General features: G+C 45.7%; 11 protein-coding genes. 8 read left to right on the top strand and 3 right to left on the bottom strand.

The annotated features are described in order from the left end of the window. Positions 1-159 precede the first annotated feature (159 nt). Complete coding sequence (gene aceB / locus L4C35_RS08700; RefSeq protein WP_428462518.1) at positions 160-1,773, top strand: malate synthase A; 1,614 nt, start codon at positions 160-162, stop codon at positions 1,771-1,773. Positions 1,774-1,882: 109 nt separating this feature from the next. Further along, positions 1,883-3,187, top strand: coding sequence for an isocitrate lyase (gene aceA, locus L4C35_RS08695; protein WP_428462517.1), 1,305 nt, complete (start codon positions 1,883-1,885; stop codon positions 3,185-3,187). Positions 3,188-3,370: 183 nt separating this feature from the next. On the opposite strand, the gene L4C35_RS08690 is transcribed toward aceA, so the two are convergent. Both L4C35_RS08690 and L4C35_RS08685 read right to left on the bottom strand, forming a co-directional pair. Further along, positions 3,371-3,967 carry an acyl carrier protein phosphodiesterase gene (locus L4C35_RS08690; protein ID WP_428462516.1) on the bottom strand — a complete coding sequence of 199 codons (597 nt, stop codon included), beginning with the start codon at positions 3,965-3,967 and terminating at the stop codon, positions 3,371-3,373. Positions 3,968-3,982: 15 nt separating this feature from the next. Continuing rightward, complete coding sequence (locus L4C35_RS08685) at positions 3,983-4,429, bottom strand: CBS domain-containing protein (RefSeq protein ID WP_428462515.1); 447 nt, start codon at positions 4,427-4,429, stop codon at positions 3,983-3,985. A gap of 235 nt (positions 4,430-4,664) precedes the next feature. On the opposite strand from L4C35_RS08685, the gene L4C35_RS08680 reads away from it, so the two are divergent. The 6 genes from L4C35_RS08680 (at position 4,665) to secF (ending at position 11,527) form a co-directional block, all read left to right on the top strand. Beyond that, a complete protein-coding gene (locus tag L4C35_RS08680; protein ID WP_428462514.1) occupies positions 4,665-5,717 on the top strand; it encodes a S1 family serine peptidase in 1,053 nt (350 codons plus the stop codon). Between the two features lie 93 nt (positions 5,718-5,810). After that, positions 5,811-6,869, top strand: a complete 1,059-nt coding sequence (gene queA / locus L4C35_RS08675; RefSeq protein ID WP_428462513.1) for a tRNA preQ1(34) S-adenosylmethionine ribosyltransferase-isomerase QueA — start codon at positions 5,811-5,813, stop codon at positions 6,867-6,869. Between the two features lie 333 nt (positions 6,870-7,202). Next, complete coding sequence (gene tgt, locus L4C35_RS08670; protein ID WP_428462512.1) at positions 7,203-8,330, top strand: tRNA guanosine(34) transglycosylase Tgt; 1,128 nt, start codon at positions 7,203-7,205, stop codon at positions 8,328-8,330. A gap of 22 nt (positions 8,331-8,352) precedes the next feature. After that, positions 8,353-8,688: a preprotein translocase subunit YajC gene (gene yajC / locus L4C35_RS08665; protein WP_428462511.1), complete on the top strand. Its 336-nt coding sequence runs from the start codon at positions 8,353-8,355 to the stop codon at positions 8,686-8,688. 25 nt (positions 8,689-8,713) lie between these two features. Further along, positions 8,714-10,567 carry a protein translocase subunit SecD gene (gene secD / locus L4C35_RS08660; RefSeq protein WP_428462510.1) on the top strand — a complete coding sequence of 618 codons (1,854 nt, stop codon included), beginning with the start codon at positions 8,714-8,716 and terminating at the stop codon, positions 10,565-10,567. A 12-nt stretch (positions 10,568-10,579) separates the two neighbouring features. Beyond that, positions 10,580-11,527, top strand: a complete 948-nt coding sequence (secF, locus tag L4C35_RS08655) for a protein translocase subunit SecF (RefSeq protein WP_428462509.1) — start codon at positions 10,580-10,582, stop codon at positions 11,525-11,527. An 83-nt stretch (positions 11,528-11,610) separates the two neighbouring features. Here the strand turns inward: secF and L4C35_RS08650 are convergent, their stop codons facing one another. Continuing rightward, on the bottom strand, positions 11,611-12,297 hold the full coding sequence (locus tag L4C35_RS08650; protein ID WP_428462508.1) for a leucine-rich repeat domain-containing protein: 687 nt from the start codon (positions 12,295-12,297) through the stop codon (positions 11,611-11,613). Between the last annotated feature and the right edge of the window lie 61 nt (positions 12,298-12,358).

The raw sequence follows: 12,358 nt of genomic DNA, 5'->3' as shown, positions 1-12,358 counted from the left end.
GATTTTCATTGGCGGCTTTAGAAATGGATAACTTGCAATTGTACGTTTGTTAATGCAACGTAAATAGGGCGTTAAGCAGTTTGGGTTGCAACAGCGCCTTATCAGTCATCATTGATAAAAGTGGTGATAAAGTTACAAATGGAATTGTAGGAGATAGCCATGTCCACCGATAACATTCTTTCTTCCCATCATGTAAAGCTATCGCTTCAAAAAGCGCTATCTCCAGAGCAGCAAGAGATTGTCAGTGATGAAGCATTGGCTTTTTTAGAGCGTTTGGTTGAACGTTTTGCTGACCGAGTACCAAGTTTACTCAGCGCGAGGGATGAACGACAACAGCGTATTGATGCAGGTGAATTGCCTGACTTCTTAACTGAAACCGCCAATATTCGCGAAGGGAACTGGTCGATTCAAAATATTCCCGCTGATTTACAAGATCGCCGAGTTGAGATCACGGGCCCTGTCGAACGTAAGATGGTCATCAATGCGTTAAATGCCAACGTAAAAGTGTTCATGGCTGACTTTGAAGATTCTTTTTCACCAGCCTGGGATGAAGTGGTTGCTGGACAGCGTAACTTGCGTGATGCGGTGAATGGTACTATCAGCTATACCAATCCAAATAACGGCAAGCAATATCACCTTAACGATGATCCCGCGGTATTAATCTGTCGTGTGCGCGGTCTTCACCTGCCAGAGAAGCATTTACTATGGCAAGGCGTACCGATTCCTGGTGCTTTGTTTGATTTTGCTTTGTATTTTTTCCACAACTACAAGCAGCTACTTGCAAAAGGCAGTGGCCCATATTTTTACTTGCCTAAACTGCAAGCGCACCAAGAAGCGGCATGGTGGAGTGATGTCTTTAGCTTTGCAGAAGATGAAATGGGGTTATCACGCGGCACTATTAAAGCGACAGTCTTGATAGAAACCCTACCCGCTGTGTTTGAGATGGATGAAATCCTCTACAGCTTGCAAGAGCACATTGTGGGTTTGAACTGCGGCCGCTGGGACTACATCTTTAGTTATATTAAAACCCTACGTAATTACCCAGATCGCATTTTGCCCGATCGCCAAGTTGTTACCATGGAGAAGCCTTTCCTAAATGCTTACTCGCGATTGCTGGTACGTACCTGTCACCGCCGTGGCGCTTTCGCCATGGGAGGCATGGCAGCCTTCATTCCATCGAAAGATGCCGAGCAAAATGCTTGGGTACTCAATAAGATCCAAACCGATAAATCACTAGAGGCTAACAATGGCCACGATGGCACTTGGGTTGCTCATCCTGGTTTGGCTGATACGGCCTGCGCGGTTTTCAATGAAACATTGGGTAGCCGTCATAACCAACTTGATGTGAGCCGCAGTGAGGATGCACCAATTACCGCCGCAGAGTTGCTTGCGCCGTGTGATGGTGAGCGAACCGAAGAGGGGATGCGTCATAACATTCGTGTCGCGGTGCAATACATTGAAGCGTGGATCACCGGCAATGGTTGCGTACCGATTTACGGTTTGATGGAAGATGCAGCAACGGCCGAAATTTCACGAGCGTCGATTTGGCAATGGATTAAGCACGGTAAAGAGTTGAGTAATGGCAAAGTAGTCACTGCTGCTTTGTTTGAACAGATGCTTGCAGAAGAAATGCAGGTGTTAGCGCAAGAATTGGGAAGTGAAGTGTTCGCTGCTGGGCAATACCAAGAAGCCGCTGAATTAATGGCGCGATTAACCACTAGCGATGAGCTAATGAATTTCTTAACGGTGCCAGGGTACGAGTACTTACCATAGTACCAAACTTAAATATCAAGTAACTGGATGAAAAGTAAAGAATTACAGACTAAAGCGGATTAACAATGACGTTATACCGATTATCGCCAAATGAACGAGGGACATCATTATGACACTGACTCGCCAACAACAAATTGAAGCAATTGAGAAAGATTGGGCTGAGAACCCACGTTGGAAACACGTCAAACGTACTTACACTGCAGAAGAAGTGATTAATCTACGTGGTTCGTTTGCTCCCGCGAATACGATTGCCCAACGCGGTGCCGACAAACTGTGGGATCTTGTGAATGGTTCGGCGAAAAAAGGATACGTCAATTGTCTTGGTGCGCTAACGGGTGGGCAAGCGGTACAGCAAGCTAAGGCCGGTATTGAAGCGGTTTATCTGTCTGGTTGGCAGGTGGCGGCGGATAACAATACTGCCTCAACCATGTACCCAGATCAGTCGCTTTATCCGGTTGACTCGGTGCCTGCGGTGGTAACGCGCATTAATAATTCATTCCGTCGTGCCGACCAAATCCAATGGGCGAATGGCAGTAACCCAGAAGAAGGGATTGATTACTTCCTACCGATTGTTGCTGATGCCGAAGCGGGTTTTGGTGGCGTACTCAATGCGTACGAGTTAATGCGCAATATGATTGATGCAGGCGCGGCAGGTGTGCACTTTGAAGATCAGCTAGCCTCAGTGAAAAAATGTGGTCACATGGGCGGTAAAGTTTTAGTGCCGACTCAAGAAGCGGTGCAAAAACTGGTCGCGGCACGTTTAGCGGCTGATGTGGCGGGCACAACAACCTTGGTGATCGCCCGTACCGATGCTAACGCAGCCGATCTGTTGACGTCTGATTGCGACCCATATGATCGTGACTTCATTGAAGGCGAACGTACTCAAGAAGGCTTCTACAAAGTACGTGCGGGTATCGACCAAGCCATTTCTCGTGGTCTGGCTTATGCGCCATATGCGGATCTTATTTGGTGTGAAACCGCGAAACCATGCTTAGAAGAAGCGCGTAAATTTGCCGAAGCGATTCATGCACAATACCCAGATCAGCTTCTGGCGTATAACTGTTCGCCATCGTTTAACTGGGAGAAAAACCTAGATTCAGAGACGATTGCGAAATTCCAGCAAGAGTTGTCAGACATGGGCTATAAGTACCAGTTTATTACCTTAGCGGGTATTCATAACATGTGGTTTAACATGTTTGAATTGGCACACTCTTACGCACAAGGCGAAGGTATGCGCCATTATGTTGAGAAAGTACAGCGTCCTGAGTTTGCTGCAGCTGAAAAAGGTTATACCTTCGTGGCACACCAACAAGAAGTGGGTACAGGCTACTTTGATAAGATGACTAACACGATTCAAGGTGGTAATTCATCGGTCACTGCACTGACGGGGTCTACCGAAGAAGATCAATTCTAGCAAAACAATCGCGCTATCTATCAGGCTGGTGATATACCAGCCTGAGATGAGCTGAGCTGTAATATCCCCCAATCCTAGTAATGGCTGTTAAAAGCCACATTTGTAACATGTAAACCTTGTTATCGCCGGAGCACTTTGAGTGCTCCTTTTTTTGTTTTTGACAAAGGTGGTTGGTGTTACCAGCTATGAATCTTTAGCTTGCTGCTGGCGATAGCCTAACGCGGCTTGTTGGATCTGCGGGTAAATCGCGTGAAATGTGGTTTCGAGTTGTTGGTAGTGGGTGAAAATGTCTGTCGGAGTATTGGCCAGTTGATGCAGCTTAGGACGGCGGATAGCCATACGAATGAGGGCGATTTCTAGCGTTGAAGCTTCTTGATACTGAATGAGCCACTGTTGCTGCCACATACGGGCGCTCATTTGCTGGTAGCTTTGAGGTAAGTTGTATTGGTAGCGTTCAACGTCTTGTTGGGCTTGGCTGACAAACTCGAGCAGAGGGCGTGAGTGATAGCTGAGCCAATGCTTGGCTAAGAAATGATCCCAAGTAAGGTCTAGGGCGATACCACTGACACGACGCGTCTCTGGTCTAAACAAACGCTGACATTGTTTAACCTGTGGCATGGCATCGATATACCCATCAATAAAGCGATGTAGTTTGATACCGTCAGCTGCCGCTTTGGTATGTTGCTTGTAGGGATCGCCTCGGACAAAATCAGCCAGCAAGTTGCCTGCCAAATGACTTTGGCAAAAATCAGCGAGATCCAAGTGCGCTAAAAAATTCACGAATCCCTTTACAGGCTATGCTTCGATTTCCGTTGGATCAATTTCATCTTGTATTTCCAGCAAGGTAATGGCGATAGAGACAAAATCGCTATCGGTAATAATCCCGACTAAGACTTTCTCTTCAACCACGGGTAAGCAGCCAATTTTATGCTTTTGCATATACAGCGCGGCTTCTTTTAAGCCTGCATGACAATCCACACTCATTAAAGAGCGATTCATACATTTATTTAACTGAATGTCGAGTGCTGACATAAAGTTACTTTGGGTGATCATCTCTAAGCTTGACTCTTGCGCTGACAGTACATCGCGCTGGGTGACTAAGCCGAGCAGGTGGTGGTTTTCATCAATAACAGGAACGTGGCGAATCGAGTGTTTTTCCATTAAATCTTTCGCATCAGCCAAGGTGCTAAAAGGGCCTAAAGCGTATGGGTTTTGAGTCATCATATCTGCGACAGTGAACATACTTGCCTCCATTAACGGGGTAACAAATCCCTGTCTCTTGAATGTAGCGAATATATAGCTAACTACCTATGACCACAGTCAAAAATTTACAAAATTATCTATAGCCCTTTTCTCGTGCTTTTTCGGGTAAAGCCTTGGATGTGGCATATACTAAATAAATCAATATGCTTATTTGGTATTAAAAATAGATTAAATATTCATATTGATTGTCAAATCAATAAGAATAGGTAGAGTTATGGCTAGGTATATTGTTCTACTGCTGTTGTGCTGCATAAGCTTACCTGTATTGGCATCATCCCCTGTTGCTTCTCCTCGCATTATTGGCGGTGTGACTAGTCAAAATGAAGAGCTCCCTTGGCAAGTCTATCTCAATATTTCTTTTACGGATGGCACCTATGTCTGTGGTGGTGTGCTGGTGGCGCAAGATGTTGTGCTAACGGCGGCTCACTGTTTACAAAATGGTGGTTTAACGGCGGCAGCGGCTGACATTAAAGTTTGGGCGGGGATCTCAAGCATATTTAGTGCGACATCGCGTAATGCATTATCTGTCAGAAGTCGCACCATTAATGCTAACTACAACCCATCTCGCTTTTCCAATGATATTGCAGTGCTCAAGTTGACTTCTTCTGCACCTGATAGCGCTAAGCCGATAATCATGGCCAACCAAGAGCAAAGAGACCGTGCTAATACCGCTTTCGAGACCCGTTATACCCAAGGTGGAAATAACCCTGCAAATTTACTGGTGTCTGGATGGGGAAGTACCAGCGTGAATGGTTCTTCTGGCTCGACAGATTTACAGCAAACCTTGCTGACAGGTGTGCCTGATAATACGTGTAATAACCAATGGGGGTCAGGGGTAACGAGTAGTGAGGCGAATATTTTTGTTTGTGCCATTTCTCCTTCCTCATCAGTGGTGCGCGATAGTTGCTTTGGTGACTCAGGAGGGCCCTTAGTGTGGCAAGATCCTCTTCGTGTTAATGATGCCGATTTTGGTTTGCGTTTATTAGGGTTGGTGAGCTTTGGTGATGGCTGTGCCAGTGCCTTACCTGGGGTATATACCGAAGTGGTTAACTTTTTTGGCTGGATTAATGGTTTAACGGGTAATAGCTTATTATTTGTGAATACGCCAAAGCTAAGTGTGAACCCGTTTACGAGAGACTACAGTAACGCTGGAACTGATATTGCAGTGCCCAGTGTCGACAATGTAACAGGAGGGGATAGCGGCGGGGGCAACATAGGTATTGTGGTGCTTTTATGTTTATTAGGGGTTGCTGCGAAGCGTCCATAATCACGCACTTCACATCGCATCATCTCGAACTTTCCTTGATATTGCAGTTTGGCAGCCTATACTAGCTGCCTCTGTTTTTTGAGGCGCGACAAAATGCAAGTTTCTGATTTTCACTTTGACCTACCTGATGAGCTAATTGCTCGTTACCCACAACCTGAGCGTACTGCTAGTCGACTACTTCAGTTGACGGGAAACACTGGCGAACTACAGCATAAAGGCTTTAAAGATATGCTGGACTTGGTTGAGCCGGGTGATTTACTCGTGTTCAACAATACCCGAGTGATCCCTGCTCGTGTATTTGGCCGTAAAGAGTCAGGTGGCAAAATTGAAGTGTTAGTAGAACGTATGCTGGATGATAAAAGCATCCTTGCTCATGTTCGTGCTTCTAAATCACCAAAACCGGGTAATGTTCTGTTTTTAGGTGATAACGATGAACACCAAGCTGAAATGGTGGCACGTCACGATACCTTATTTGAAATCCGCTTTACGGGTGACAAAACGGTACTAGAAGTATTGGAAGAAGTGGGTCACATGCCGCTGCCACCATACATAGATCGCCCAGACGAAGATGCAGATAAAGAGCGTTACCAAACGGTTTACAATGCCAAACCGGGCGCGGTTGCAGCACCAACCGCAGGGCTTCATTTTGATGATGAACTGCTGGCTGCAATTAAAGCGAAAGGCGCTGACTTTGCGTTTGTCACTTTGCACGTAGGTGCGGGTACTTTCCAACCTGTTCGTGTAGATGATATTAACGATCACCACATGCACTCTGAATATGTTGAAGTGCCACAAGAGGTGGTTGATGCGGTGCTTGCCACTAAGGCCAATGGCGGTCGTGTGATTGCAGTGGGTACAACATCAGTACGTTCACTTGAGTCAGCGGCGCAAGATGCACTGAAAAACGGTACAGAATTAGTCCCTTTCTTTGGTGATACCGATATCTTCATCTACCCAGGTGGCTATGAATTCCAACTGGTTGATGCGTTGGTGACAAACTTCCACTTGCCTGAATCTACCTTGATCATGCTAGTGAGCACGTTTGCAGGTTACGACCATACTATGCATGCTTATCAAGTGGCGGTTGAAAACCAATATCGCTTCTTTAGTTACGGTGATGCGATGTTTATTACGCGTCGTACCCAAGGCTAAGGGTGTTTTCGCTGACAAGTGTATTTGTTGATTTTCGTTGTAGGAATGAACAAATGCATAGAGAGACAGGTCTAATTAGCGACTTACTCAGCTAAGTCAGTGTCATGTAAGGCTGCATTTGATAAAATTGCAGCCTTTCTTGCGCTAAGCGCACCAGAATTTGGTCGTTATGGTTATCATAATGGCCTGTATTGGCGATAAACCGCCGATATCGTCGCTAAAATACATTAGGTATTCCGCCATTTGTATTTGCTCTGATAGATGGGGTGATTATTCACCGTTATAACTATCAGGTTGTTATGTCAGATTGTTTCTCTGGCTTTTGGAGGTTGTGTGAAATTTGAATTAGATAAAACGCAGGGTCGTGCTCGTCGCGGTCGTTTGCAGTTCGAACGTGGTACGGTTGAAACCCCTGCGTTCATGCCAGTAGGTACTTACGGTACTGTTAAAGGTATGACACCTGAAGAAGTAAAAGACACAGGTGCACAAATCCTATTGGGTAATACGTTCCACCTATGGTTGCGCCCTGGTCAAGAAGTAATGAAGTTGCACGGTGACTTGCATGACTTCATGCAATGGCAAGGTCCGATCCTGACCGATTCAGGCGGCTTCCAAGTATTCAGTCTTGGCGCAATGCGTAAAATCACTGAAGAGGGTGTTCACTTCCGTAACCCTGTAAACGGTGACAAAATTTTCATGGACGCTGAAAAGTCGATGGAAATTCAATACGATTTAGGTTCTGACATCGTAATGATCTTCGACGAGTGTACGCCATACCCAGCGACACACGACGAAGCGAAAAAATCGATGGAAATGTCGCTACGTTGGGCACAACGCAGCCGTAACCATTTCGACAAACAAGAAAACCCGAATGCACTCTTTGGTATTGTGCAGGGTGGTGTGTATGAAGATCTGCGTGATGTCTCGGTTGAAGGTCTAACAAACATTGGCTTCGACGGTTACGCAGTAGGCGGCCTTGCAGTCGGTGAGCCGAAAGAAGACATGCACCGCATTCTTGAGCATACGTGTCCACAATTACCTCAAGATAAGCCGCGTTACCTAATGGGCGTAGGCAAACCAGAAGATTTAGTAGAAGGTGTTCGTCGCGGTATCGATATGTTCGACTGTGTAATGCCTACTCGAAATGCCCGAAATGGCCACCTATTTGTGACCGGCGGTGTGATCAAGATCCGTAATGCGAAACATAAAACAGACACAACGCCTCTAGATCCGCATTGTGACTGTTACACTTGTCGTAATTACTCTAAGGCGTATTTATACCACTTAGATAAATGTAACGAGATTCTTGGTTCACGTCTGAATACAATTCATAACTTGCGTTACTACCAACGTTTGATGGAAAGTATTCGTAAGGCGATTGACGAAGATCGTTTCGATGCGTTTGTAGAAGAATTCTATGCGCGTCGTGACCGTGAAGTTCCACCACTAAAAAATGCTTAACAATTAACGAGGACGTTATTAAATGAGTCTTTTCATTTCTCAGGCACATGCCGCAGCTGAAGGTGCACCACAAGGCGGTAGCATGCAGCTTTTCATCATGCTTGGTCTGTTTGCTGTAATTTTTTACTTCATGATTTATCGTCCACAGGCGAAACGTGCGAAAGAGCATAAAGATCTAATGTCTTCGATGGGCAAAGGTGATGAAGTGCTAACAAACGGCGGCCTACTAGGTAAGATCTCTAAAGTATCTGAAGAGAACGACTACATTGTTATCGCGCTTAACGACAGCACTGAAGTAACTATCAAGAAAGACTTCGTGACTGCTGTTCTGCCAAAAGGCACGATGAAGTCTCTATAATTATTCGCTTTGAAGGATCATAGCAGTGCTAAACCGTTACCCTTTGTGGAAGAACCTGATGGTAGTGTTCGCACTACTCATCGGTTTGCTTTATGCACTTCCCAACATATACGGTGAAGATCCAGCGATTCAAATCTCCGGGGCGCGTGGCGCCTCGGTAGATATGTCTGCTCTGGATGTTGTCACCGAAGACCTAGAAAAAAGTAAAATCTCCTACAAATCTGTCGCGTTCGAAAACGGTGCTGTCCTGGTCCGCTTCAATGACACTGATACGCAAATCAGTGCTCGCGATATTCTCAACGATGAACTCGGTGAAGACTACGTTGTAGCCTTAAACCTTGCACCTGCCACCCCTAGCTGGCTTGAATCAATTGGTGCTTCACCGATGAAACTCGGCCTCGATCTACGCGGTGGTGTTCACTTCTTAATGGAAGTGGATATGGACGCAGCAATGGAAAAACTGCTGGGTCAGCAAGAAGAGACATTCCGTACCGAACTACGAGAAGCCAAGATTCGCTATCGTGCGATCAGTAAAACGGATACTGCGGTCGAAGTGCGCTTACGTGATGCAGAGCAAATGGCTCAAGCAGAACGTGAACTTGCTAAACTTCACCCAGATATGATCTTTAGCGATAGCACCAATAATGGTCGCTTCGTGGTTAGTGCTGCATTCTCTGAAGAGCGCTTAAAAGAGATCCGTAACTATGCGGTAGACCAAAACATCACCATTCTTCGTAACCGTGTGAATGAGCTAGGTGTTGCTGAACCTTTGGTACAGCGTCAAGGTGCTAACCGTATCGTTGTTGAATTACCGGGTGTTCAAGACACTGCGCGCGCTAAAGAAATTTTAGGTGCGACAGCCACACTTGAATTCCGTGAAGTGGATAGCAGTGCTGATTTAGCGGCAGCAATGGCGGGTCGTGTACCTGCTGGCAGTGAAGTGAAAACAACACGTGATGGCCGCCCTGCGGTTCTGAAAAAACGTGTCATCCTAACGGGTTCTCACATCACAGATGCAAGCTCAAGTGCTGATGAATACGGTCGTCCGCAAGTTAACATCTCGCTTGATAGCGAAGGTGGTAGCAAGATGACAGCCTTCTCACGTAATAACGTTGGTAAGCTTATGGCTACCATGTTCACTGAATACAAAGACAGTGGCGAGCGTGATGAAAATGGCAAAGTGATCCTTGAGAAGCACGAAGAAGTCATCAACCAAGCAACGATCCAAACTGCGCTTGGCCGTAACTTCCGTATTACAGGCATCGATTCTGCGGCTGAAGCGCACAACCTTGCCTTGCTACTACGTGCGGGTGCATTGATTGCGCCTATCTCTATCGTTGAAGAGCGTACGATCGGTCCATCAATGGGTCAGCAAAACATCGACATGGGTATTCAGGCGTGTCTATGGGGTATGCTAGCCGTAATGTTATTTACGCTATTGTATTACCGTAAGTTTGGCTTGATTGCCAACATGGCACTGATGATGAACCTAGTGATGATTATCGGCATCATGTCGATGATCCCTGGTGCAACCATGACCTTACCGGGTATTGCCGGTATCGTATTAACCGTAGGTATGGCTGTTGATGCCAACGTGCTGATATTCGAACGTATTCGTGAAGAACTACGTGAAGGTCGAAGCCCACAACATGCTATCCAGCAAGGTTATGCGAACGCATTCAGTACCATTGCCGATGCGAACATTACCACGCTGATCACTGCAATCATCTTGTTTGCTGTGGGTACAGGTGCGATTAAAGGTTTCGCTGTAACGCTATCGATTGGTATTTTGACCTCGATGTTCACAGCTATCGTGGGTACGCGTGCTGTAGTTAACTTTGTCTACGGCGGTAAGCGCGTAGATAAGCTATCGATCTAAGGGGACGCTAGAATGTATCAATTAATGCAAACGGGTAAAGCCATTGACTTTATGCGTTGGTCAAAAGTGGCCTTCTTTGTATCACTGGTGATGATTGCAGTAGCAATTGGCACGGTTGCGACTAAGAAGCTTAACTGGGGCCTTGATTTCACTGGCGGTACCTTGATTGAAGTGGGCTTTGAACAGCCTGCTGATTTAGGTTTGATCCGTGAGTCGCTTGAAAAAGCGGGCTTTGGTGATGCGATTGTTCAAAACTTCGGTACAGCACGTGATGTACTTGTACGTCTTCAGCCTCGTGAAACCTTAAAAGGTGAGAAGCTGGGTCTACAAATCATTGATGCGCTGAAAGTGGGAACAGAGCAAAACGTAGAAATGCGTCGTATTGAGTTCGTTGGTCCAAATGTGGGTGATGAGCTAGCAGAAGCGGGCGGCCTAGCCATTATCGCTTCATTGCTTTGTATCTTACTGTACGTTTCTATGCGTTTTGAATGGCGTCTGGCAGCGGGTGCGGTACTTGCACTGGCGCACGATATCATCATCACTATTGGTATCTTTTCGTTCTTACAAATTGAAGTGGATTTAACCATAGTTGCAGCCTTGCTGACTGTGGTCGGTTACTCGCTCAACGATACCATCGTTGTCTTTGACCGAATCCGTGAAAACTTCCGTAAGATGCGTAAAGGTGATTCTGCTGATGTTATGAATAACTCGATCACTCAAACACTCAGTCGTACCTTGATTACCTCAGGTACTACTTTGTTTGTGGTTATCGCGCTATTCCTGCAAGGCGGTACTATGATCCACGGCTTTGCGACAGCATTGCTGATTGGTATCGTGGTAGGTACTTACTCGTCTATTTACGTGGCTTCTGCACTTGCTCTGAAACTAGGTATTGTTCGTGAACACCTAATGCCACCGCAAGTTGAGAAAGAAGGTGAAGAGTTTGAATCCATGCCTTAGTGGTGTGTGATGCTGACTGATAAAAACGGTGCCCAGGTGGCACCGTTTTTTTTGTCTGTATGACAATGTAGATATGACTTAGCTTAGTTAGCCCACTCACTGGCAGGGCGTTGCTTGCCACCATTCATTTTATTCCCTTGTTCAATTAAGGTCGTTAGTTTGGTGTTGTGGCTGAGATCTAATTCAGTGAGTTCATTGTCCATCACATTCAGTAGTTCAAGTTCGGTCGCTGTGCTTAAATCCAAAGTTGTGAGCTCGTTGGAGGGTAGCGCAAGGCGTGTTAAACGACTTTTTTTACTCAACACGACACGCTCTAAGTGATTATTGCCTGCCAGTAATTTTTCTAACTTAGGGTTAGCGCTAATATCGAGCGTTTCTAGTTCGTTTTCTGTGATAACCAGACGGCGTAAGTTTTCATTTTCACTCAGATCTAATGTTTGAATTTCATTATCCGCTAGGTTTACTACACGTAATTCTGGGTTGTTGCTTAGGTTGACAGCCGTTAGCTGGTTATCTTTCAGTGAGAGTACACGTAAGTTTTCGAAGTACTTCAGCTCATCGACAGATTTAATATCGCTGTTATCACAATCAAGCTCGGTAATATCCTCGGAATACTGTTCGTCGGCTTCTAATACACAGCTACGGAAGTGTTGATCAGCAAAAGGAATTGCATCTACGGTTTCGTAATGTTTATCGCAGCCGCTTAATAGTGAAGTGCAAATAATAGCGATAGAAGAAAGGGGCAGGGTGCGCGAGAAAAGTGATGGCATAACAGTAACCTACAGAAACATGAAATAAGCGCATATTCTACATAATCAGTATGATGTTTTA

Source organism: Photobacterium kagoshimensis (assembly GCF_050337045.1).
Taxonomy (GTDB): Bacteria; Pseudomonadota; Gammaproteobacteria; order Enterobacterales; family Vibrionaceae; genus Photobacterium; species Photobacterium kagoshimensis.
The sequence above is the reverse complement of the archived record's forward strand: the minus strand, read 5'-3'. Positions and strand labels throughout refer to the sequence as shown.